General features: G+C 61.3%; 18 protein-coding genes and 1 pseudogene. 10 read left to right on the top strand and 9 right to left on the bottom strand.

The window, feature by feature from the left end; genetic code table 11:
* Positions 1-326 precede the first annotated feature (326 nt).
* Positions 327-749 (top strand): hypothetical protein, encoded by a 423-nt coding sequence (locus HYN69_RS18285; protein ID WP_216824706.1) that lies wholly within the window; start codon positions 327-329, stop codon positions 747-749.
* Here HYN69_RS18285 and HYN69_RS18280 read toward each other — a convergent pair.
* The 5 genes from HYN69_RS18280 to HYN69_RS18260 are packed head-to-tail and all read right to left on the bottom strand — an operon-like array spanning position 721 to position 5,526.
* Positions 721-1,593 (bottom strand): alpha/beta hydrolase, encoded by an 873-nt coding sequence (locus HYN69_RS18280; RefSeq protein WP_108437363.1) that lies wholly within the window; start codon positions 1,591-1,593, stop codon positions 721-723. The two genes, HYN69_RS18285 and HYN69_RS18280, sit on opposite strands and share 29 nt — an antisense overlap.
* Positions 1,593-2,618 (bottom strand): sulfotransferase, encoded by a 1,026-nt coding sequence (locus HYN69_RS18275; protein WP_159082540.1) that lies wholly within the window; start codon positions 2,616-2,618, stop codon positions 1,593-1,595. The genes HYN69_RS18280 and HYN69_RS18275 overlap by 1 nt, the downstream gene beginning before the upstream one ends.
* Before the next feature lie 5 nt (positions 2,619-2,623).
* The gene (locus tag HYN69_RS18270) at positions 2,624-3,868 is read right to left on the bottom strand and encodes a cytochrome P450 (protein WP_108437361.1); all 1,245 of its coding nucleotides are present in this window, start codon (positions 3,866-3,868) and stop codon (positions 2,624-2,626) included.
* On the bottom strand, positions 3,852-4,625 hold the full coding sequence (locus HYN69_RS18265) for an alpha/beta fold hydrolase (protein WP_108437360.1): 774 nt from the start codon (positions 4,623-4,625) through the stop codon (positions 3,852-3,854). The genes HYN69_RS18270 and HYN69_RS18265 overlap by 17 nt, the downstream gene beginning before the upstream one ends.
* Before the next feature lie 10 nt (positions 4,626-4,635).
* Positions 4,636-5,526 (bottom strand): Lpg1974 family pore-forming outer membrane protein, encoded by an 891-nt coding sequence (locus tag HYN69_RS18260; RefSeq protein ID WP_159082539.1) that lies wholly within the window; start codon positions 5,524-5,526, stop codon positions 4,636-4,638.
* Positions 5,527-5,967: 441 nt separating this feature from the next.
* On the opposite strand from HYN69_RS18260, the gene HYN69_RS18255 reads away from it, so the two are divergent.
* Complete coding sequence (locus HYN69_RS18255; RefSeq protein WP_108437358.1) at positions 5,968-7,110, top strand: lytic murein transglycosylase; 1,143 nt, start codon at positions 5,968-5,970, stop codon at positions 7,108-7,110.
* A gap of 74 nt (positions 7,111-7,184) precedes the next feature.
* Here HYN69_RS18255 and HYN69_RS18250 read toward each other — a convergent pair whose 3' ends face one another.
* Entirely contained in the window at positions 7,185-9,131 is a 1,947-nt protein-coding gene (locus HYN69_RS18250; RefSeq protein WP_159082538.1) for an autotransporter outer membrane beta-barrel domain-containing protein, read from the bottom strand.
* 422 nt (positions 9,132-9,553) lie between these two features.
* Here HYN69_RS18250 and HYN69_RS18245 point away from each other — a divergent pair, with 422 nt between their 5' ends.
* The 3 genes from HYN69_RS18245 to HYN69_RS18235 all read left to right on the top strand — a co-directional run bounded on the left by HYN69_RS18245 (position 9,554) and on the right by HYN69_RS18235 (position 14,218).
* Positions 9,554-10,372, top strand: coding sequence for a hypothetical protein (locus HYN69_RS18245; protein WP_108437356.1), 819 nt, complete (start codon positions 9,554-9,556; stop codon positions 10,370-10,372).
* Between the two features lie 78 nt (positions 10,373-10,450).
* Positions 10,451-11,593, top strand: a complete 1,143-nt coding sequence (locus tag HYN69_RS18240; RefSeq protein WP_230426592.1) for an amidohydrolase family protein — start codon at positions 10,451-10,453, stop codon at positions 11,591-11,593.
* 3 nt (positions 11,594-11,596) lie between these two features.
* Positions 11,597-14,218 carry an AMP-binding protein gene (locus HYN69_RS18235; RefSeq protein WP_108437355.1) on the top strand — a complete coding sequence of 874 codons (2,622 nt, stop codon included), beginning with the start codon at positions 11,597-11,599 and terminating at the stop codon, positions 14,216-14,218.
* A 202-nt stretch (positions 14,219-14,420) separates the two neighbouring features.
* Here HYN69_RS18235 and HYN69_RS18230 read toward each other — a convergent pair whose 3' ends face one another.
* Positions 14,421-14,819: a hypothetical protein gene (locus HYN69_RS18230; RefSeq protein WP_108437354.1), complete on the bottom strand. Its 399-nt coding sequence runs from the start codon at positions 14,817-14,819 to the stop codon at positions 14,421-14,423.
* A 48-nt stretch (positions 14,820-14,867) separates the two neighbouring features.
* Positions 14,868-15,620, bottom strand: a complete 753-nt coding sequence (locus HYN69_RS18225) for a hypothetical protein (RefSeq protein ID WP_108437353.1) — start codon at positions 15,618-15,620, stop codon at positions 14,868-14,870.
* A 54-nt stretch (positions 15,621-15,674) separates the two neighbouring features.
* Between HYN69_RS18225 and HYN69_RS18220 the strand changes: the two genes are divergently transcribed.
* The 5 genes from HYN69_RS18220 to HYN69_RS18195 all read left to right on the top strand — a co-directional run bounded on the left by HYN69_RS18220 (position 15,675) and on the right by HYN69_RS18195 (position 22,298).
* Positions 15,675-17,624 carry a sensor histidine kinase gene (locus tag HYN69_RS18220; RefSeq protein ID WP_108437352.1) on the top strand — a complete coding sequence of 650 codons (1,950 nt, stop codon included), beginning with the start codon at positions 15,675-15,677 and terminating at the stop codon, positions 17,622-17,624.
* A gap of 241 nt (positions 17,625-17,865) precedes the next feature.
* Positions 17,866-19,404, top strand: a complete 1,539-nt coding sequence (istA, locus tag HYN69_RS18215; RefSeq protein WP_108434414.1) for an IS21 family transposase — start codon at positions 17,866-17,868, stop codon at positions 19,402-19,404.
* 14 nt (positions 19,405-19,418) lie between these two features.
* The gene (gene istB / locus HYN69_RS18210; protein WP_108434714.1) at positions 19,419-20,177 is read left to right on the top strand and encodes an IS21-like element helper ATPase IstB; all 759 of its coding nucleotides are present in this window, start codon (positions 19,419-19,421) and stop codon (positions 20,175-20,177) included.
* A gap of 140 nt (positions 20,178-20,317) precedes the next feature.
* On the top strand, positions 20,318-20,920 hold the full coding sequence (locus tag HYN69_RS18205) for a response regulator transcription factor (protein WP_108437351.1): 603 nt from the start codon (positions 20,318-20,320) through the stop codon (positions 20,918-20,920).
* A 361-nt stretch (positions 20,921-21,281) separates the two neighbouring features.
* Positions 21,282-22,298, top strand: a complete 1,017-nt coding sequence (locus HYN69_RS18195) for a nucleotidyltransferase family protein (RefSeq protein WP_108437349.1) — start codon at positions 21,282-21,284, stop codon at positions 22,296-22,298.
* An 11-nt stretch (positions 22,299-22,309) separates the two neighbouring features.
* Here the strand turns inward: HYN69_RS18195 and HYN69_RS21540 are convergent.
* A pseudogene (locus tag HYN69_RS21540) lies at positions 22,310-22,485 on the bottom strand (sodium-independent anion transporter); the annotation flags it as partial.
* Positions 22,486-22,628 lie beyond the last annotated feature (143 nt).

The following is a 22,628-nucleotide window of genomic DNA, read 5'->3' as shown; positions in this document are numbered from 1 at the left end:
GACCATTTTTACGAAACGAACCCATTTGCAACCATAAGTTGCACTCAGTACCGCAAACCCCCGATAACGCCGCTCGCTACGCCAAACCCTTGGCCTGCTCCGTGAGGCGCAGCGTTCTCCGCTTGATTCATTTTCATGCGCCTATGGTGATGTTGACCGCTTCGTCCGATGTCGGATCCGGCAAGCGCAACAGACGATGAACGCTGCGGATGGCACGAACGGTGACGGGCTGGTGACGCCCCCGCATACAAAGTTTAAGATATGAGCGCATGCACAGCGAAAGCGGACTGATGGACCAAGCCGGCACGGACACCCGTATTCTTCAATTGTCCCGAAACCCCTACTCGTTGGGGATAGCGGCGAAGTACCTTTCCGAGATCGATCTTTTCACCCGTTTCGAATTCGGCCCCACGCTTTCATCGCTGATGCACCAGATCAATGACGGCACGCATCTTATCGTCGAAAGAAACGACCGTATCTGCGGCTATGTCGGCTGGGTGCGAACCACGAAAGACGTGGCCGAGGACTGGTTGCGCAATCAGGGCCCGCTCCGCAAGGTGGCAGACGGGGATGCCATCGTGGTGACGATTTTTCATGCACAGGACAGTGGCGACATCCTGCGAATGATCAAGGCCGCAAAGAAGATGGCCCCGGGTCTGCCGGTCTATTGGAAGCGGTTTTACGAAAACGAGCGCGCGCCGTCGCCGCGGGCCGTCAAGATCAGGCGATCTGCTCCAGACACCCCGTGACAAAGGCGCAGATGGCTTCGAGGTGTTCGGGTCTCGAAAGCGACGGGGGATGCGCTTCGAAGTCGCAATACAGCCGCTTCATGGCAGGCACGGCATCGCGGGCAATGACTTCCTTGGCCGATGTCACCAGATGGCTGTATTGGCCAAGCACCGACAGGATCGGAAAGGGTGCCTGCTGCAAGCTGGCTGCCAGGTTGAACGGGCTGCGGCGTCCGATAGTCGACATAAGCGCCGGATCGAAGCGCATGCGAAATCCGCCATCGATGGGCATCAGGGCGGCTGTCAGCAACTCGTCGAGGTCGTCTTTTGCGACATGCTGCAAATTGCGGGTGGCGGCATAATAGATCCGTGCGCTTTGCGCCGTGCTGAACTGGCGCAAGGCCTCGTCACGGATGAAATCTTCGTGGGGATGGTCCGTGTCCTCGCTTGAGACCATCGGGGTGTCCACCAGAATGAGGCCGAAGATACCTTGTCGGGCGTTCAGCGCGATGTTTGCGGCGATGACACCGCCCCATGAGGTGCCCGCAAGAATGACCGGCCCCCGTGCGAGTTTGATTGCCTCGTTCAAAGCTGTTTGGCTCAGACGCAGGCTGTAGCGGCTGGGGTCGCCCAGAAAGGTGCTGGCACCACGGCCGGGCATGTCGATGGCAATGGTTTCGATCTGGGCCTTTCGCAGCATCCGGCCGAGGAAGGCGAAATCCTGCCCCGTGCCCGCAAATCCGTGCAGGCAGAAGAGCGTTCCCCTTGGCTTCGCGACCGACCATATCCTGACGGCCACATCCAGCACGATTTCGCCGTTCAGTATTTTCAGCCGCTCTATCCGGTCGGGGCGTAGCGAGGACATCAGACGATCCCTTTTCTGGCAAGTGCAGCGACACCCGGTTCGCAGGCGGCCCCGAGGTAGGCCAATTCATCGGGCGGCAGGCTTTCCGGCTTGCACTGTGGCGGGCTGACCAATGGGGCGGCGGCGGCGAGCCAGTGCGGATCGGGCGCTGCACCGATGTGTTCCGCAACGGCGCGAAGCGTGGCGTGAGGACCGGCGCAAAGGCTTTCGTAAGACAGGTGGTGGAAACGGGCGGGCAGGGCCGCGAGACCGCGTTCGGTGTGATGCGCCCAGATCGCGCCGAAAAGATCGAGTGGCAGGTCCAGCGCTTCGAAACCGGCTTTTGTAAAATGCTCGGGCAATTGGCGGGCAAGATCGGGGGGCAAGGCCGAAACGCCGCCGCGCTGTGGCGAAGTATAGGGGTCATAGCCCAGTTCGGCGGTCAGAACCGAACGCAGGGCGATGTGCCGGAAATAGGCGTGCCGGCTCATCGACAGGGCTGTTTCGGTGCCGCTGCGTGTGAGCAGGATAAAGGACGCTTGCGGCAGAAGCGCCCTGATCTGCGCGGTGAAAAGAAGGCTGCCACCGCTGCGCTCGACGACGATGGACCCGCCGAACATCTCGGCCAAGGTCTGGAAGGTGCAGGTCAGATGGTCGCGCACGCAGGTTCCGTTCGTGGCCAGAACGCGGCGCAACAGCACATCGAAGGCGCCGTCGGGATCATCGGTCAGATGCGAGAGTGCGCAATTCACCGGAAAGGGCAAGCCGCTGTCCCTCCGGTGACGCGCGCCCTGACGTTGGAAGGGGTAGCGGAATTCGGACACCGTGATACCGGCCTTCAGTAGCGCGCTGGTGGTCGGCATATGTGTCTGCAAAGCCGCGCAGAATTGCTGCGCCGTCAGGGGCTGTTCGGCATGGCGAACGCCCGACAGCACGAGCGGCACGAGAAATTCCGACAGGCTCAGAACCTGCGGATGTCGTTCAAGCATTTCGCTCAGCAGCGTAGAACCGCAGCGGCCGGAACAGGCGACAACGAAAACCGGCATCTGAGTCATCGGGGCAAGGCTTCCAGCCGCACGCTTGTCAGGCTTTGCGGACGCAGGGCAAGCGCGTAGTCATAGCTGATGTCGGGCGATGTCGAGACGATGCGCCACCGGCGCAAGATTTCGGGCAGGGCGACCAGCATCTCAAGCTCGGCAAGGCGTTTGCCGCCGCAAACGCGCGGGCCGGAAAGGAACGGGCGGAAGGCAATTGGTGTTGGCTGGCCATCGGCGAATTCGTCGCGCGCGGCATGAAATTCGTTTGGATTGACCCAGTAACCCGCGTGACGGTGCAGACCGAGGACAGAAACGATGACCTGTTCACCCTTGGCAAAGCTGCGTCCGTGACCGCAGTAATCGTCTGATAGTTCGCGCACCACAAAGGGGATTGGCGGGAAGCAGCGCATGGTCTCCCACAGGAAACCGCGTGTCAGGGTCCGGTTCTGCAAGGGCGCGTCAGCCTCGCGCCGCAGTGCGTCTTGCAGGTCGGAATTCTGGCCCAAAAGCTGCACGGCCCAAGACAGGGTGGCAACCGTGGTTTCGATCCCCGCGAACAGATTTTGCATCAGATCGGTGATGGCAGGCGACCATTCCGACAGGGATTTACCCGTGACGGCCTGCTGCACGAAATCGCGGGTATGGGGATCGGCCAGAATGAGTTCGTTGAAGCACTGGTCCAGCCATTCGGCCCGTTGCAACAGGACGTCGGATTGCTGCGCGCCATACCACGAGAAGAATTGCAGCATCTTGGCATGGGTGCGGATGTGGGGGAACAGCTGCGCCACCGCATCCGGATCAAGCACGATATTCAAAGCCTTGCAAAACACCGCAAGGGCTGCTCGCATCAATGCAGGCTCAAGGGCCGCGCCATCGTGCGGGGAAACCCCGCTTAGGGCGTCGCGATAGATCGCGTCGATCTTCGGAATTTCTGCGGGTTTGCTGGCCTTGTTGTAGGCCGGTTGCGTGCGGTCGCGAAATTCTGCCCAGCGGTCGCCGTTAAGATTGAACCTGCTTTGGCCAAGTGCCGCGACCAAGGCGAAATTCTTCTGGAACAGCGTCGGGGTCTTGAACACCTCGTCGGCAAGTTCGGGGTCTTCGATCACGTGCAACACGCCGATACGGTCTGGCCGGTCGACCGCGGGCTGAGCCACGCGCTGCAACAGGGTCAGCACCAGACGGTTCAAGCCCTGCTGCGCTTTGACCTCGACAGAGGGATCGGCAAAGGGGGGCGGGCTTCGGTCAGGGCTCGAAGGCATTCCAGAACCCTTCTGCAAATTGCGCCACCCGTGCGGGGTCAGTCAGGTGGGGATAATGGCTATCCCCCGACAGTCCAAGCGTCGCCCCGCTGCACGCAAAGCGCGCTGCACTGTCTTGCATCAGTCCCGCAGGAAGGTAGCGGTCGTCCTTGGCGTGGATCATCGCGACCGGACAGTCCAGACGGCAAGCGCCCTTTTGCGGCTCGTGCGGTCTGGCCTGCCGGATCTGGGCGTAAAGCGCACGAAGGGCGGCGAAGTCGGTGGCGCGAAGTGCCGCGCCAATGTCGCCGGTCACGGCGGTATCGCTGCCAGTGATCCCGGCAAGCAAACAATCGGCCAACACGGCGTCATCGCGGCTTTGCAGGATGCTGTCGATATATCCCGACTTTGACGCGCCCTCGTCCGACGCCATGAAACGCTGATAGGAAAACGGATGCGGGGCCGCGATGAACGTCAGGCTTTTCATATGTTCGCGAAAGTCTGTCCGCGCCAGCCAATACAGGGCCACCCCGCCAAGATCATGCCCGACGAAATGGGCAGGTCCGGTCAAGGCCGCCTTGGCTACCGAGGCGATGTAATTGAGGACTGACGCGAAACCGGTCTTGGCAACGCCGCTGCGCTGCAACCACGGCATCGGCAGGGAATAGACCTCGCGGTCGTCGGGCAGTTCGGTTGCGAAATGGTCCCAATGGGACGGAAGCCCCGGAAATCCGTGTAAACAGATAACCGGGGCTTTCGTTGACCTGGCCTGTGCCAAACCCTGCGCCTTAGAAGCCGACGTTCATACCCACGAAGAACGAGGTGCGGCCATCTTCGACCGACACGGGGGCAATCGACGCCGGGCCGGTGACTTGCACCTGATCCATGCGGGTCACGTCATGGCGGACGCCGGCGCGGAACGACGTGTTTTCGTTGGCGTCATATTGCAGGCCGATCTTGATGCCGGCGGTCATCATGTCGCCTTTGGCGGACTCGGCCAAGTCGAATTGGCGCGGGCTCTCGTCGACATAGGCCTCGAACCCTTTGGAGTGTTCGTATTGGCCGGCAAGCAGGTTGACCTCGACGCCGCCGATGACCGACAGCTTGCCATTGGCCGAAACCGGAGCCGATTGCACATCAAAGCTGACCCGCGGGCCGATGCCCTGAAAGTCGCTGTTGGTGTTGTTTCGGAAGAAGTCGCCACTTTCCAGATCTGCAACATCGAGACCCTTTTCAGCCGAGGCCTTCGCATAAGCCAGCCCAAGGCCAAGCCGTGCCTTTGCCGAACCCAGCGCAATGTCCCGACCGAAGCTAAAGGCGACATCGCTGCGGCTGACGTCGCTTGTCCATGACGCACTGGTCGAGCCACCTCCGCCTGACACGGTGTTGTCAGCGTAGCCGAGTTGCGAGACCGACAAGCTCCAATCCCAGTCTTGGTTGATCGACCGGCTCAGGCCGACGGAACCGACAAAGGCTACATCGTCCTGAAAAGCGTCAAAACCGCTCCCGAGCTTTGCTTCGCCATAGGCGTTTGCATGGTCTCCCGTGCCGACCGCGCCTTCGAATGACAAGACAAGCGGGCTGTCCGTGCTTTGGGCCAAGGCCATTCCAGGAAAAACAGCAGCGCCGATGGCACCTGCTGCCGCTGCGGTGGGGGCGAGAACTCTGTTGAACGACATCGCAGCAACTCCGCTATGAATCTTGTGTAAAAAATCAGTTGGCGAGAGCGCCTGCGCCACCAACGCGCGTTAACGAGTATTAACAAAGATCAACGGGGGCAAGAACGATCGGATTGGCTGCATCAACCTAACCCGCCGATGTTGCAAAACTGCTTTCGGAGACAAAGATGGCGATTGATGAAGCCAGGCTGTCCGATTTTCACAGTTCAGGGCGCTCGCCCTGCCACCACGGACGCAGCCTCGTAAACGGCACCTCGTGCCCTTCTGCCTGATCAGGCGGCCGACCAGATATGGTGCGATACCGCGACAGCTTTCGTGCCGGGGCAGGCGACAGCCGACAAGGCGAAGCGCCGCCTGTTTTGATAAATCAGGCAGGCGAACGTTGCACATCGTCCTTTCGCCCCACAGTATAATAAAAAACACCAAAAGGATGGGTAGAACATGCAGATTGATCGACGCACCTTCGGATTGGGCATCGCCTGTCTTGCGCTTGCGAACTGCTCCTCCTCGGGTTCCGGCGGGGCAGGCGGGGTAACCGCCTCCGGCTTGCCTGCCGACCTGCGGCCCGTTCCGAACCGCGCTTACGAGGCCTGGGTTGCCGCGTTCCGCGACCGCGCAGCGGGGCAGGGCATCGCGCCTGCAACGCTCGCTCTGGCGTTCCGCAGCGCGGGCTACGTGCCGGGCGTCATCACGCGCGACCGCAACCAGACCGAATTCACCCGCACGCTTGAAGACTACCTGTCGATCTCTGTCTCCGAAGAAAGGGTCGCGAAAGGGCGTGCCGCCTTTGCCCGCCATCGCGGAACGCTTGCCGCGTTGGAAGACCGCTACGGCGTCGATGCCGAAATCATCGCCGCGATCTGGGGGGTCGAAAGCTTCTATGGTGAACGCAGGGGCGACGTCCCCGTGATCTCGGCCACCTCGACGCTTGCCTTCGACGGGCGGCGCGGGGCGTTCTTTGAACAGCAACTGATAGCCGCGCTGAAGATAATCCAGAACGGAGACATTCTGCCCGCCCGGATGACCGGAAGCTGGGCCGGCGCGATGGGCCATACCCAGTTCATTCCCACCTCTTACCTGCAATTCGCCGTCGATTTCAGCGGTGACGGTCGACGCGATGTCTGGTCCGAAGACCCGACCGATGCGCTTGCCTCGACGGCCGCCTATCTGCAGCGAAGCGGCTGGATCCGGGGTGTTCGCTGGGGCCGCGAGGTGACCGGATCGGCATCCGGTCCGGCAATCCAGCCGCAACCCGGCGGTCCCCGCTTTGAAACAACCGGCAATTTCCGTGCGATCAAGCGCTACAACAACTCGGACGCCTATGCGATCGGCGTGGGCCATCTGGCAGACCGTATCGGCGGCGCAGGCCCGCTGCAAAGCGCATTTCCGCCCGATGTCCATGGCCTGACCAAGGCCGACCGGATCGCACTACAAGACCGGCTGACCGCGCTCGGGTTTGACACAGAGGGCACGGACGGCGTTCTTGGCGCCAAGACCGAAGCCGCCATCCGCTCTTATCAGTCCAGCCGGGGGCTGCCCGTGACTGGCACGCCCTCGCGGGCGCTGTTGCAAAGCCTGCGATAGAAGCAGGGTCAGACGGGACCGCTGCGCTTGGCGTCGGGCATCTCCCCGCCCGCTCTGGCGAGGAGGAGATCGCGTCAGAACGCGATCTTCAGCGCCAGCGCGCCGGAAGCCCCGAAGCTGTCGTCAGTGAACATACCCTCTCCGCGCAAGGAAATCGATGCCGAGGGAGACATCGCGAAGGTCAGGCCCGAGCCGATGGCAACGCCCGTGTAAGTGGCGCCAAGGCCGGTGCCCGTGGCAAAGGATTGGCCGATGACCGAGCCGCTGACATCGCTGTTCGAAAGGTTGCTGGTGACGAGCGCGAACGACATCGCCGTATCGAGTGTGCCACCGGCCAGTTCAAAGCTTTCGCTGCGTTCCAGCCCGAGCCGGAGCGAGAGTGCCGTGGTGTCGCGGGCACCAACGGTCAGGTCTTGCCCGGTGCCGGTCTCGGTGTAGCGGTCAAAATTTCCGGTTGCGGCATCAACCGACAGTGAGGGGGTCCAGACCACATCGCCCGCACGGAAGTCGCGCCCGGCCCCGAAGTGAAGCGCGGCAAAATCGCCAGCGTAGCTGGCGGTGCCGGTGGCAAGCCCGCCTGCGACGGTGTTGTCAGCAACGATACGGCTGCTGTCGCTGTCGGTCATGCCGCCGATCAGGCGCGCGTCGAACCAGGTGGCGCCTCCGCCTTGCATCGAAATCCCTGCGAAACGGTAGTCGGTTTCCGCGCTTGACGAGCCTTCGACGGTCGAATCGCCATTGCCCAGACCTGCGAAGACGTCAAAGGTCAGGCCGCTTTGGGCGCCCAAGGTAAAGCCACCGACGATCCCGCCGCTGCGGTCGGTGCTGGCGAGCGTCTGGCCGGTGGCGTCGTTCCGCGAAGACGCGCCGAAGACCCCAGCCCAACCCAAGGGTCCTGCCGTTCCTTTGGTCGAAAGGGTGCCGCTGGTGGTGGTTTGCGGGCTGCGCTTGGGCGCTGCCGCAGCGACACCCTTGGTAAGGGCCACAAGCCCCTGACCTTGCTGCGCAAAGCTTGTGGTGTCGAGCGTGGCAAAGGTATCGCCGTTCTGGACCAAGACGCCCGCGCCGAGCCCGGTCACGTCAACGGCTTCGTCTTCCCATCCGTCGAATGTGACCAGTCGCGAGAGGCCACCTTCGGTCTCGATTTGGACAGAGTCGCCATCGCCAAGCAGGATCGCGCCGTCGATTCTGGACTGGCCGCGCAGGATCAGGCTATTGTCCGACGAAGCCGTGGTCGCGGCCGAGACGCTGAGGCCGGTCATGTCGATGGCGACACCCCCGGTGCCGATGATCCAACCGTCGTTATCGATGACGGTTCCGGCGGTCGAATTGTTCACCGAGACGCCGTATTCCCCTTGGATCGTGCCAGAGTTGGCAAGCTGGAGGTCACCGCGTGCCATGATGCCGAAGCTGAAATAGTCGGGGCCCTCGGCCGTGCCGACGATGCGGCCGGAGTTGATGATGCGACCCGAAGTGTTGAAGCCGATGCCGTTGAAGCCACCCGAGATGAGGCCCTCGTTTTCGATATCGACGGTGTTGCCAAGGATGCCGAATGAATCGCCCGACGCTTGGCTGCCTACGATCGAGCCGGAGTTGACGGCCGTGATGCTTCCGGTGCTGTATATTCCGAAAATCCCCGACAGATCGCCCGAGTTGGTGACGTTCGCCCCCTCCGAGCCGAACACAGCGATAGCGTCGCCATGGATCGAACCGCTGTTGATGACATTGAGCGTTCCAGTCAGGCCGAGCACACCGAACGTATCGCTATCGATGCTGCCGCGGTTGTCCACCTTGCCGTCGAGCCAAGTTTGCACTGCCGCAAAGCCGCCTTCGATGGTTCCGGTTGCCGTATTGGTCAGGTCGATCGATCCGTCATCGTTAATCCCGTTCGCCAGATTGCCCGCGTTGACGCAGGTCTGATCGACCGCAAAATCCAGACAATCTTGCGCTTCGGCTGCGGTGATCGTGACCAGAGCTGTGGAGCAGCAGAGAAGGCCGCGCAGAAGTGGGGCGATGGGCATGGTCATCCTTTCAATTCGGTAGAGGGGGCGAAGATGTCGGTTTGGCCGCCAGCTTTCGGGCCGCGCTCGCTGCGACGCGTCTGTCACTCTGTCACCTGCCCCGAAGGTGTCGTCAATCTTTGTTAACGACTGGAGTCGGATTTTCCCTACTCCGCCAGACGGAGTTAAGGACCAAGGCGACCTGGCCAGAATCGTCAAAGCACAGCGCCGTCAGGCGCAGCGGCTTGAGCCGCGTTCAGCACAGCGACTGCCGTGCAGGCAGTCCGCCTTGCGGCACGCAGTGTCTCACGCAATCCGTCTGGCCTGCCCCTTATCGCCAGTTGGCACATTTCCGGCTTGATCAAACGCAGGAACAGCCGCAGGTAACGTAATGATACATGCGGAGCGGGGATGGTATTCCCTGCCGAAATGTCAGAGGCACGATGAAGAAGATCATTTGGCACATCGGGTTTCGCAAGACCGGCTCCACGTCTGTGCAGTATCTCTTGGCGCATCTGCCGGCCGACAGGCTGCCCGACCTGTTCATCTCGTCACGCGACCAGCTGACCCGGCCATGGCGCGAGCGGATCATCAGGGCAACCCGCACCAAGACGCGGCCCGATCTCAAGCAGGTCAGGGCCGAGATTGCCAAGGTTGCCGCCGCCCTGCGTGCCGTGCCGCAAGAGACCATTCTCGTTTCGGACGAGAACCTGTTCGCCTTTTCGCTGTTCGATCGTAACGGAGGTCATTTCTTCGAGCGTGCAGCCGATATCCTGCCCCTGATCGAGCAAGAGTGTTCCGATTTCGAGAATATCTTCGTGGCCTACACGCGACCTTGGGAAAACTGGCTGAAAAGCAGCTACTCGCAAGAGGTGAAGCGGGGCCGCACATCGCGCAGCTTCGAGGCATGGCGCAGGAAACTGCCCGTAACCTGCAACTGGACCGATGGCCTTGACACGATACGGGCGGCGATCCGCTCTCCGCTCGTGCTGCTGCCGCAAGAGGAAGATACCGGCATTGGAGTGGCCTTGGGCACGCGGCTGCTGGAACTTGCCGGCGTGCCACGGTCCTTGGTCGCCGACATCGGCCCTGTCCCGCGGCTGAACGAAAGCCTGTCCGCCGACATGCTGCGCCTGTTCAGGCTGTTCAACCTGTTCGGGCTGAACAAGCTGATCCGCAGTGTCATCCATCCCCGTTTGCGGGCGCGGGAACTGGCCCGCCAGCCTGTGCCCTCCGAACGCCGGCCCCCCGCCAAGACCTAGCCGACACGATCCCCACGATTTCTGGCGCAGTCGCCGCCCCAACAAAGAACGGCAACCCGGTTGCCCCAAAGGTCGCCCATGCAACGGATGAAGTTTTCGCCCTTTTTCGAACAGCTTGATGCGCGGATCAGGGCGCTTGGCGGCGCTTTCAATGCCCATCTGCACATAGACCGCGCGGGCACCTACGACGAGACTGTTCGTCTCCTGGCTGAACGCGGCGTGCGCGATGGCGCGAATTCGACGCTCGCGGGCAAGCACTCGATGATCCCGATGATCCATGCAAGCCCGCTTTATGACCGTGACAGCCTGATTGCGCGCGTGTCGTTTTATCTCGATGCGATGATCGAGGTTGGCACCCGCCGCGCCGACTCGGTCGTTGATGTCACGCTTGATCGCGTCGGCACCGGTGCTTTGGCCACGCTGGGCGAATTGCGCGACAGCTATGCCGGGCGCATCGACTTCCGTCTGGGTGCCTATTCTCCGCTTGGATTTCGCGATGACGAACCCGCCCGCTGGGCATTGTTGGAACAAGCGGCCCAAAGCGCGGATTTCATCGGCATCCTGCCCGAACGTGATGACCGCATCGATTATCCCGATCACATCGGGTTCGAGGAATGCTGTCGCCGCAGCATCGCCCTGGCCGCAGGCTTGGGCAAAGACCTGCATATCCATGTGGATCAGGCCAACCACCCGCGTGAAGACGGCGGCGAAATGGTGGCGCGCCTCGTGGCCGAGATGGGCTTGGGGCAAAGCGCGGGGCAGACTCCCTTTGTCTGGCTCGTGCATCTGATCTCGCCCTCGACCTATGGCGAGGATCGCTTCCGCGCCTTGGCCACGCGCCTTGCCGCACTGGGCATCGGCATCATTTGCTGCCCGTCCGCGGCAATCAGCATGCGCCAGCTTCGCCCCCTTGTCTCGCCAACCTACAATTCGATCGCCCGTGTGCTCGATTTGCTGGACAGCGGCGTGCAGGTGCGGATCGGGTCTGACAACATTTGCGACATCACTTCGCCGATGGGCACACCCGACCTGATGGCCGAGGTTTTTGTCCTCGCCAATGCGCTTCGCATTTACGATGTCGAAATTCTCGCCAAGATCTCTGCCGGTCTGCCACTTGATCCGGCTGACCGGTCACGTCTGCGCCACCATCTTGACGAAGATGCTGCCGCTGTCGCGCAACAACTGCGCCGGTACCAGACCCTGCAACCGCTCGAGGGGTAAGCCATGTCCGACAGTGCTCCCGTCGCAAACCAAGGCTTTGGTCTGGCAGATGCGTTCCCCGACATCCTGACGATGCTGCGTGCCCGTGCCGTGCGTGACCCTGACGCGATTGCCATCGAGGACGTGACGACCGGACCGCGCAGCTATTCTGCCCTGCTTGCGCGGGTCGAAGGTCTGGCAGCCCATCTCAAATCGCGCGACGGTCAGGGGCGGCCGCGTATCGGCATCGTCATGCCCAACGGGGCCGAACTTTCCGAAGTCTTGCTGGCGGCTACGGTTGTTGGCACCGCCTTGCCGTTCAATCCCGCCTACACCGCGCCCGAATGGGAGAGCTATTTCGCCGAAACCGGAATCGGGCTTCTTGTCACTGTATCCGGCTTTGCAGCGTTGGCCCGCAAGACGGCGCAGCGGTCGGGCATCACCGTTCTCGATGTCGACATGCTGCCTGCCGACACGCCGCAGATCGACCTGCAACCGCCGTCCCCTGACGACACCGCCATGGTGCTTTTGACATCGGGGTCGACCGGACGGGCAAAGCGCGTGCCCCTGTCACACCGCAATGTCTGCACCGGCGCGCGCGATGTCAGCCTGTCGCTGAACCTGTCGCCACAAGACCGCTGTCTGAGCATGTGGGAGTTGTTCCACGTGGGCGGTCTGGTCGATCTCTTGTTGGCGCCATTACACTCTGGCGGCACCGTGATCGCCACCACAGGCTTTGACGCCACCCGCTTTTTCGACCTTTTGGCAAAGCGCAAGCCGACATGGTTCCAAGCCGTTCCCACCGCGCTGGGGGAATTGCGCCTGCTGGCCGGGCGCGATGCAACCGTGGTCGAAAGCCATAGCCTGCGGTTTCTGCGCTCTGTCGCGGCCGCACTTTCCCCGGCGCTGATGGCGGAAATCGAGACGCTGTTCCGCGTGCCGGTCCTTCAGACCTTTGGCATGACCGAGGCGTCGCCCCTGATCTGCTCGACCGGTTTTGCGGCGGCGGACCGTATCCCCGGATCGGTCGGGCGGTCCTGTGGCACCGAAATCGGCGTCTTTGACGACGATTGGCAGCACCAACCGCGCGGCTCCGAAGGCGAGCTTGCAATCCGTGGCCCGAACGTCTTTTCAGGATACGAGGCTGACCCGGCCGCAAACGAGGCCGCGTTTCGGGGCGGCTGGTTTCGCACCGGCGACCTCGGGCGCATCGATGCCGAAGGCCGCTTGTTCCTGACCGGACGGATAAAGGAGCTGGTCAACCGTGGCGGTGAAAAAATCAATCTGCGCGAGGTCGATGACGCCCTGCTGGCCCATCCGGCGGTAGACGAAGCGGCGGCCTTTCCCGTGCCGCACCGGACGCTGGGCGAGGATGTCACCGCAGCGGTGGTCTTGCGGCCCGGTGCTACGGCAACGGCGGAAGACCTTCGCCAAGCCCTGTCCGGCCGCTTGGCCGCGTTCAAGATACCCCGCCAGATAATCTTTCTGTCTTCCCTTCCCAGAAATGCGGTCGGCAAGATCGACAGGCGCCAACTTGCCGCAGACGCGCTGACGCAGATCGAGAAATCGGCTGCGGCTGGCGTTGCGGATGCCACAGACGCGGAAGCGCGCATCGCAGCGGTCTGGGCGCGGGAACTCGGCTTACCCCGCGTCGGGCCAGAGGAAGATTTTGTCCGGCTTGGCGGCGACTCGCTCTCGGCCTTGCGCGTTTTGCTTGCTGTCGAAGCCGAAAGCGGACTCGCCTTGCCGAACGACATCCTGTCGCGGATAGGCACGGTGCGCGGCATGGCAAAGCTTCTTTCGACCGAAGGAAAAGCGCGTCCGGCAAGCCATGCCCCGGTCGCTGACAGCGTGACCGTAGAAGAAGCACGTCAGATACAAGCCATCGTGTCGATGGGAAAAATACCGGTCCTGCGCGAAGGTTCGGCGTTCAAGGTGATCAACCGGAATGGGCCGAAGCAACCACTGATCTGGTTTTTCAACCGCCCCGCAACCGAGATGCTGGTTCTGGGCGACCTCTTCCCCTCAGACCGGCCACTTTATGGCGGTTTCTCGGGCGGAAAGATCATCGACATGGACGACGCCTCGATGGCGCGGCTTGCGCGACACTACGTTGCAGAACTTTTGCGCGAATTTCCCAAGGGCGATTTCATTCTTGGCGGTAACTGCAAAGGCGCCCGTCTGGCGTGGGACGTGGCCCGCCAGATCGAACAGAAGGGCCGCACCGTTTCGCGGCTTTGCCTTCTGGAATACTCCAGCGCCGAGCTTCACGCTTTCCCCAAACCCCTGCTGTTGATGTTCGGCAAGCAAAGCCGGCAAAAGGCTTACGAAGCCATTAACTGGGGGGATGCCGGGTGGGAAACGGCATTCATTACCCCGCCGGTCGTCTCGTGGGTCGACGGGGCGCATGGTGGGTTCTTTCGCAGCGATACGACAAAGCGGTTTCTGGCCGTCCTTTGCGATTTCCTTGACGAAACGCCAAGGACCGAAGGCACGCTTCAATCGACCTCAGGTCGGCGTGTGCTGAAAATCCACCGCAACTGGCTGCTCTTCAACCTGTACCGTCTGGTTTACAAGCTTGGCGTACGGGTAAGGCACGGCCGTCCTGTCCGCTACGACCCGTTCACCGGCGAGGCGCAGAGCTAGGGCCTGTTGACGTTTGAGGATTCCCAAATTGTTCTTGGAGTGATCCAAGGTTGCCAAATGGGAGGTAGCCTTGATCCGTATGACATTGACCGACACGCAATGGGCATTAGCCTCGGCTGAACGTCAACAGGCCCTGGTTGAGAGCGGAGCAAGCTTAAAATGAATGGTGCGGCGAGGAAACTCCTCGCCGCACCATATTTTTTCAGTCCGCGTCGACGCGGGTGTTTTCGCCTGCCTGAACCACACCTTCGGTCGAGCTTGCGAAGACGAAGCTGTCACCCAACGGAGCGATGAGCAGGTTGTAGGTGCCGCCCGAAGCATAGGTGGCTGTGCCAGTGCAATCTGCGTTCACCGTGTAGGTGCCCGAATCAGACGCCAGCGCAGCAGTGCCGGCGACGGCGATCACGCTGGTGAAGTTGCCCGCACCGTCATAGATTTCCTTGCCGACTTCGGCCGAGGCCTTGCCCGCTGCATCGGTGCCCTGGGCCCAATAGTTATAGTGGCCCTTGATCGATGCCATCGTGCAATCGCCCGCGAAGGCCTGACCGGAAATGGCGCAAGCAGTGGCGACGACAACGAGGGAAAGCGTGGTATTCTTCACTTTGTTTTCCTTGGAAGTTCATAGATAGAAGGCAATCCGCCTCGCGGATTACTGGTGTTCACCGATTTCGATCATTTCGATCGTCTGGGTCATGTCATGGGCATCGAGGATCGCGTCGAAGGCCAGTTCGGCCGAGTTGTCGATGTCATGCACGGTGTGTTCCGCAGCCCAAGCGGCAGCGTCCAGAACTTCGGCAGCGGCAAGGGCTGCGTCGATGGCGGTGTGGGCAGCTTCGCCGTCGGCTGCGGCTACGGCTTCGGCTGCTGCCAGCGCTGCTTCTGCGGCTGCATGCGCAGCTTCGGTTGCCTTTTGTGCAACTTCCGCTTCGGCGTCAGCGTGGCCAGCTTCTTTGTCCGCATGGGCCAGTTCGGAGGCGGCTGCCATGAGGTGGGGATCGGCTGCATCTGCTGCCAGGCCGGTCGCGTTGATCGCGACGGCGCTTTCGACAAGCTTATGCGCTTCTTCTGCAAAGGCATGGGTCGAGGTCGCCGTGACCATGATCGCTTCGCTCATCTCCTGGATGGATTTCATCGCGAGGACGGCGTCGATCATCTCTTCTTTGCCACCATCGAAATCACCTGCTTCGGCAGCCTCATTCGCTTCTTCGATCATGTTGATCGCTTCGTCGATCAGGTGATTGTAGGCATCGAACTGCACGTCGGTAGCCTCGGCAAACAGATGAGCATGCTCGCTTGCGCCATGGGCATGCTGGATCGCTTCATGGGCGGTTTCGGCAAGTGCAGCGCCTGCCGAAAAAGAAGCGGCAAAGCCGGCGACGACGATGATTTTTGCGTTTTTCAAGATCTTATCCTTTTAAGTGGTTTCGATTGACAAGCTCGCGACCTATTGAATTGGATGCGTCTGCAATCAGTGAAACGATTACCAGAGCCGAATCCATTAAACCCAACACATCCCAACAAATGGCGCCCCGTGTCCTTTAAATCTTCATTAAACAACTGTTTTATAACGGTATTTTTTTTATTTGCGAATGTTGGTGTTGCCTCGGCCGAATTATCTTTAGATGGATACTGGGAGGACAAATCCGGTTACGAAGGTATACAAAAGGCTATAAATCAAACCTATCTCCCATTCGACGGATCGATGACAAAGGGATATTCAGATTCTGCTCTTTGGTTAAAGATTAATATCCCGGGAACCGGGAGTACCTCCGAAATCGCGATAGTCGTCAGACCGGCCTTCCTACGGGGTCTGGAACTTTACGATCCGGTACTCGAGGAGAACGGTCCCGACCCTGCCCCCCTCGTGTCGGGCCGCGACGCACCGATCGTCGACAAGACCTACATCGGGCTGGACAACGGGTTCATCATCAAGCCAAGCCAGCACAGCCGCGACGTGTTCATCCGCGTTAAATCAACAACTTCCCTGACCGTCGATCTTGCAGTGATGCCCTTGGCAAAGGCTAACCGCTACAGCCACTATGTGGCTGGCTTCGTCGCGATCTTCGTGGCTTTCCTTATGAGCTTTTGGCTCTGGTCGGTGGTGACCTGGTCCATCCGACGGGAATCGCTGTTTGGCTTTTTCGCGCTGCGCCAGTTCTACGCCACGCTTCATGTTTTCGTGTATTTCGGTGGCCTTCGTTTTTTCGGATCGGAGGTGTTGGATTCCGGCGGAAAGAACGTGGTCCACACACTGACCATCAGTACCATTATTGTTGCTTCGGGCTATTTCGATATGCGTCTGATCTCGGAATTCAAGCCGTCGCACCGGCTGCGAAAGGTCATTACCGCCCTATTGTGCCTTCCACTGCTGTCCGTAGCCCTGCTGGCGGCGGACCAGACGCTGCTTGCGCTGCAGTTCGCTACGATGCTGGTGCTGGTGGTGATGGCACTGCTCGTTCTGTTCGCCTTTACCACCTCGAACCCCGACAGGCTGCCGCTGGGCGGGATGGCAATGGTCGTGATCCGGGTCGGATATGCTGCGATGGGCATCGTCGTCATAGTGCCGATTCTGATGCTTCAAAACCTGATCCCGGTCAACGTGTCGGCTGTGCAGTTGACTTTCCTGCAGTCGATCATGTCAACTATCGTCCTGTTCTCGCTCCTTTCGATCCGCAACCGTCAACGGGATTTCGAGGCCCGTGATGCGATCATAAAAGGTGAGATCGCCGAGGCTGACTGGCGACGCGAGACCGCGCTGAGGGAAGAGAAGGAAAGCTTCCTGTCGATGCTGACGCACGAACTGCGCAATCCGCTGTCGGTGATCCGTCTGATGACCTCTGGCACTTCGGCCGGTGCCGTCGCGGTGCAAAAGGCGGCGACGGAAATGGCGCGGCTGATCGAGCGTGTCGAACAGAGCGAGAGGATGGACGAAGAGTCTTTGCACGGGGAAAAAGCGCGGATCGATGTTGGTGACGAAATCCGTAAGTTGGCGCAAGAACTCGGTATTCAGGACCAAATCGACATCGACGTGACCGGTGCGGGCACAGCCTTGCTGAACGGGGAAATGTTCCGCTCGATCCTCCGGAACCTGCTTGAAAACGCAGCAAAGTACAGTGCTGTGCCCTCGCGTATTGGAGTCAGTGTCGAACCGGCCGTTGCCGACGGTCCTGTTGACGGGCTGCAGGTCGAGGTGACCAACGAAATCGGCAATTCGGGTGCGCCGGATGTGCAGCTTCTGTTCACCAAATACTACCGCACCAAGGGGGCGCATCGTCACCCCGGTTCGGGATTGGGCCTTTATCTGGTTTCCCGTTGGACGAAAACACTCGGCTGGCAGATCGCCTATCGACCCGATGGCGGGGCGGACCGGCCCCGTGCGGTTTTCAGCCTGTGGGTGCCGCTGTGACGCGAAGCCTCCGGATCATGGTCGTCGAGGATTATGAAGAATTGCGGACCGCCATCTGCGCCGTTCTGCATGCGTGTTTCGCGTGATGGCGGGCACTGATTTCAGATGATGGCGGGCACCCGTTTCGCGCGATGACGGGCAGCTATTTCACGCGATCGCGGGCAGCGATTTCGCGTCATCGCGGGCAGGCCTGGTCGGCAAAGAGAGGATAGAGCTGCGCTCCTTGAAGAGAGGGGGCAGGATGCCGACGGGACGACTGAACATGCGGCGGATACGCGATGTTTTACGATTGAAGTTTGGCCAGGGCCTGAGCGAGCGGCAGGTTGCCGCCTCTCTGGGGCTGAGCAAGACAAGCGTTGGAACTTACCTGCACCGGGCGCGGCAGGCGGGTCTGACCTGGCCTTTGCCACAGGGTCTCGACGATGACGGGCTGGAGCTTTTGCTGTTTCCCGCAGCGCCAACCGTGCCCGCCCCCGAGCGGCCGTTTCCGGATTGGATCAGCATCGACCGAGAGCTGCGCCGTCCCGGGGTGACCCGGATGCTGCTGTGGGAAGAATACCGTGCGGCCCATCCGGCAGGCTTTGGCTACACATGGTTCTGCACCCATTTCGACGCCTGGAAAGGGCGGGTTCGCCCGACGATGCGGCAGACCCATGTTGGCGGCGAGAAGGTCTTCGTCGACTTTGCCGGCGACACGATCGACGTCATAGACCCGGCAAGCGGTGAAGTGCAGCCCATGAAGCTGTTCGTCGCCGCGATGGGCGCATCGAACTACACCTATGCCGAAGCGGTCGCCTCGGAGGGCCTTGAAGACTGGATCGGTGCCCATGTGAGGCTGTTCACCTTCTTGGGTGGCGTGCCCAAGGTGGTCGTGCCCGACAACCTGAAGTCGGCCGTGCTGAAGCCGGACCGCTACGATCCCGGACTGAACCGGACCTATGCCGAGATGGCGGAGCATTATGGCACGGCGATCCTGCCAGCCCGGCCTCGCAAGCCCCGCGACAAGGCAAAAGTCGAGGTTGCGGTGCAGGTGGCGCAACGCTGGATCCTGGCGCGGCTGCGCAACCGGCGCTTCTTCTCTCTGGCGGAGCTGAATGCCGCGATCCGGCAGTTGTTGGATGAGTTGAACATGCGGGTCATGCGCGGCTACGGCGCCAGCCGGGCCGATCTCTTCGCGACGCTCGATCGGCCGCATCTCCAGCCGTTGCCGCAGGCCGCTTATACCTTCGCGCGATGGAAACGCGCCCGAGTGGCGTTGGACTATCATGTCGAGGTGGACAGTTCCTGGTATTCCGTGCCCTTCGGCCTGATCCGGGAAGAGGTGGATGTTCGCATCAGTGGCGACATCGTGGAGATCTTCCATAAAGGTCAGAGGGTTGCCAGCCACCTCCGCTGCCCCGGACGCCGCAGCCATGTGACGCTGCCCGATCATATGCCCTCGGCCCATCGGCGGCACGCCGAATGGACCCCGGCCCGGATGCTGGCGCAGGCCGCCAAGCTGGGACCGTCGGTCACCGCCTTTTGCGAGGCGGTCATGACCGCCAGGCCACATCCCGAGCAGGGCTTTCGAACCTGTCTCGGGGTTCTGGCCCTGGCCAAAAGCTACGACGCCACGCGCCTGGATGCCGCCTGTCGGCGCGGCCTGACCATCCAGACCCGATCTGTCGCCTCGATCAGGTCGATCCTGAAGAACGGGCTCGACCGGGCCTTCCTTGAGGACCGACCCGAAGACCGCCCCCTGCACCACGCCAATATCCGTGGGCAGGGTTATTACCACTGAGAAGGAGAAGACTGATGTTGACCCACCCCACTTCCGAGCGCCTCACCGCGCTCGGCCTGGCCGGAATGGCACGCGCGCTGGATGAGCAGCGCCGTGCCGGCCCCACCTATGAAGCACTCGGCTTCGAGGAGCGTCTCGGCCTTCTGGTCGATCGCGAGGCCGCCGAGCGCGACACCAAACGCCTGACCGCCCGCCTGAAGTTCGCGGCCCTCCGGCAGACCGCCAGCGTCGAGGATCTCGACCTGCGCACACCGCGTGGCCTCGACCGCGCCGTCATGGCGCATCTGATCGACGGGGGGTGGACCCTTCGGCATGAGAACCTGCTGATCACCGGCCAGACCGGCCTCGGCAAAAGTTGGATCGCCTGTGCCCTCGGTCACAAAGCCTGCCGTGACGGACGCAGCGTCGTCTACCACCGCGTCCCGCGCCTCTTCGAGGCCCTCGCCCTGGCCAGAGGAGACGGGCGTCACGCCCGCATGCTCAAAGCCATCGCCAAACTGGACGTGCTGATCCTCGATGACTGGGGTCTGGCCATCCTCGCCCCATCGGAGCGACGCGATCTGCTGGAAATCCTCGAAGATCGCCACGGCCGTGGTTCTACCATCGTCACGAGCCAACTCCCGGTTGAGCACTGGCATGAAGCCATTGGAGATCCCACCCTGGCTGACGCCATCCTGGACCGCCTCGTCCACAACGCTCATCGCCTTCAGCTCTCAGGCGAAAGCATGCGCCGAAAAGTCACGAAACCCCTTGACCTCGGCCATCAGGCCTGACTCCATGAAGCCGTCGATCAGCCTGCCCGCGACCGCGAAATGGCTGCCCGCGATGCCGTGAAACAAGCGCCCGCGATCGCGCGAAATCACTGCCCCAATCGCGCGAAATCCGCATTCTGCAAGCGGACGGACACGAGGTTGTGGGCCTGCCGCTGGCCGAGGACGTCGACGACGAGCCCTTCGGTTTCATCATTGATCTCTACATCCTCGACATCAACCTGCCCGGAGAGGACGGCATCAGCCTTGCCCGCCGCATCCGGCGGTCACAACCCGAAGTCGGGATCGTCGTCGTTTCGGCCCGCGCGGCCATCGCCGACCGTGTGTCCTGCTACGAGATCGGCGCAAACCTCTATCTGGTGAAACCGCTGTCGCTCGACGAATTGCGGGCCGTAGTGTCCGGATTTGGCAGGCGCATCACGTTGGGATCGGCGGGTGCTGGTGCGGACTTTACTTTGTCGCCGCTCCGGATGCTCGTCTCCGGGCCGAAAGGCGAGGCACGATTGACTCAGTCCGAGCTCGTCGTCCTTGCAAGTTTTTCACGTTCGGCACAGCAAAGCTTGGAGCATTGGCAGATTGCATCACTGTTCGGGAGTGGTGGAGACATCAGTAAAGAGAATGTCGAAGTGAAGGTCGGTCGCCTCCGCAAGAAGCTGATTGCTTGTGGTGCGCCCGCGCCCGGCATCCAATCGATGAGGGGAGTAGGTTACCGCCTTTGTGTCCACATCGAAGTGATGTCGATTTAAGCAACTGAAGGGCGTGTCGGATAAGATCAAACTTGTGGAAATGGCCCGCAAGGCCAAGCCGAACGCGGCTCGGCAACAGAGAGCCAAGCTGATCGAACAGCTGCAAGAGCAGTTGAAGATGGCAAAGACCATGCTGAACGACGCTGTCTACGAGCGTACCAAGAGCACTTGGGCGAGGCCGAGGGCAGGCCGGAACGCAAAAATTTTCCTTCAGCGATCAGATCCTTGGCACAGGCATCAGTTCTAGCGCTCTGCCGGTGTTCGCCTCCCCGAACGCTGCGCATCAAAGATTTTTTTGATGCATACTTGCCAAGATGTGCAGCAAAAAATACGCTGCTGCACATAACAGGGAGCGTAGCCAATGCGGATCACGTCCTTTTCCCGGACAGCGCAAGTCGCCTATCAGGATTTGTTGCGCCTGCATCAGGACGAAGCCGCCTCCGATCTGATCGGCAGCGTCGAGGAGCGGCATCGCAACGGGCGGGTCTATCTTTATGACAAGTTCCGCATCGGGACCGAAATGAAGTCACGCTACCTCGGCGAAGGATCTGATGCGCTGCGTGCGCGTCTGGCAAAAGCCGCTTCCCTTAAGGCGGCAGGCGAAGAGAGGCGCGAGACGATGGCACGCCTCGCCCGCATCCTGCGCGCAGAAGGATTGATCGCGACAGACCGCGACACGGGTTCGCTGCTGCTGGCGTTTGCCCGCGCAGGCGTTTTCCGTCTGGGCGGCACATTGGTGGGCACCGCCGCTTACGCGCTTTATCAGGGCGAATTGGGTGTGCGCTTTGAGTCCGAAGAACTTGCCCAGACCGGCGACATCGATTTTGCCAGTTTCGAACGGCTGTCTGTCGCTCTGGGCGATCGGGTCGAACAAGAGCCGGGCGATATCCTGCAAGCGTTTAAATTCGATCCCGTTCCCGCACTTGAAGGGCGGCAGGTCTGGAAATGGCGGCAGAACCGTGGAACGGCGATGGTGGAATTCCTGACTCCCGCCTTCGGAGACGAGACGGTCAAGCCGCTGCCCTCGCTCGGGGTCAGCGCACAGGCACTCCATTACCTGAATTTTCTGATTGCCGAACCGATCCCCGCCTTGGCGCTGTACCGGTCCGGCGTGTTGGTCCATATCCCGCGCCCCGAACGCTTTGCCATCCACAAGCTGATCGTGGCCGATCGCCGCAAGTCCGGCCCCGATCAGGCCAAATCCCGCAAGGACAGGGGGCAGTCGGCCTTCCTCATCCGCGTGCTGGCCGAAGACCGGCCCGATGACCTGCGCGCAGCCTATAGCGACGCTCTGTCGCGCGGCCCGCGCTGGCGCGAGCGGATCGGGTCCAGCTTGAAGCGGATGCCTGACACCGAGGCGGTCTTGAACGGGCTTTAAGGGGATTAGATTTGCGTCATGAGGCATTCCAGCAGGCCCACGACCGCAATGGCCACCGAGCAGGGCAGAATGATCGCCAGTGTATCGAACGTCAGCGCAACATCGGGGATAAGGAATAAGGGCAGCCTACAGCCAAACCGTCCCCGGTGCGTACAACCCAGCCGAAGGTCATGCTTAGCGCGGTCAACTGATAGGTCAGCGGGGTTACGACCCACGCAACTCCCTCACAGCGGGCCAAAGCCAACCCTCGTGCCGGCTCGCCTGCCGGAACCGATTGCTGCGCCTGCTGTTGGGTTCGGTTGACGCAATTGGGGCAGCGGAAGGACGGCT

The organism is Gemmobacter aquarius, from assembly GCF_003060865.1.
GTDB lineage: Bacteria > Pseudomonadota > Alphaproteobacteria > Rhodobacterales > Rhodobacteraceae > Paragemmobacter > Paragemmobacter aquarius.
This window is presented reverse-complemented; position numbering and strand designations above follow the sequence as displayed.

Bases quoted from the DNA above. Each gene is read 5' to 3' on its own strand.
- HYN69_RS18280 (WP_108437363.1), bottom strand. From the start codon at position 1,593: ATGTCCTCGCTACGCCCCGACCGGATAGAGCGGCTGAAAATACTGAAC.
- HYN69_RS18275 (WP_159082540.1), bottom strand. From the start codon at position 2,618: ATGCCGGTTTTCGTTGTCGCCTGTTCCGGCCGCTGCGGTTCTACGCTG.
- HYN69_RS18270 (WP_108437361.1), bottom strand. From the start codon at position 3,868: ATGCCTTCGAGCCCTGACCGAAGCCCGCCCCCCTTTGCCGATCCCTCT.
- HYN69_RS18260 (WP_159082539.1), bottom strand. From the start codon at position 5,526: ATGTCGTTCAACAGAGTTCTCGCCCCCACCGCAGCGGCAGCAGGTGCC.
- HYN69_RS18255 (WP_108437358.1), top strand. From the start codon at position 5,968: ATGCAGATTGATCGACGCACCTTCGGATTGGGCATCGCCTGTCTTGCG.
- HYN69_RS18250 (WP_159082538.1), bottom strand. From the start codon at position 9,131: ATGCCCATCGCCCCACTTCTGCGCGGCCTTCTCTGCTGCTCCACAGCT.
- HYN69_RS18245 (WP_108437356.1), top strand. From the start codon at position 9,554: ATGAAGAAGATCATTTGGCACATCGGGTTTCGCAAGACCGGCTCCACG.
- HYN69_RS18240 (WP_230426592.1), top strand. From the start codon at position 10,451: ATGCAACGGATGAAGTTTTCGCCCTTTTTCGAACAGCTTGATGCGCGG.
- HYN69_RS18235 (WP_108437355.1), top strand. From the start codon at position 11,597: ATGTCCGACAGTGCTCCCGTCGCAAACCAAGGCTTTGGTCTGGCAGAT.
- HYN69_RS18220 (WP_108437352.1), top strand. From the start codon at position 15,675: ATGCGTCTGCAATCAGTGAAACGATTACCAGAGCCGAATCCATTAAAC.
- istA (WP_108434414.1), top strand. From the start codon at position 17,866: ATGCCGACGGGACGACTGAACATGCGGCGGATACGCGATGTTTTACGA.
- istB (WP_108434714.1), top strand. From the start codon at position 19,419: ATGTTGACCCACCCCACTTCCGAGCGCCTCACCGCGCTCGGCCTGGCC.
- HYN69_RS18195 (WP_108437349.1), top strand. From the start codon at position 21,282: ATGCGGATCACGTCCTTTTCCCGGACAGCGCAAGTCGCCTATCAGGAT.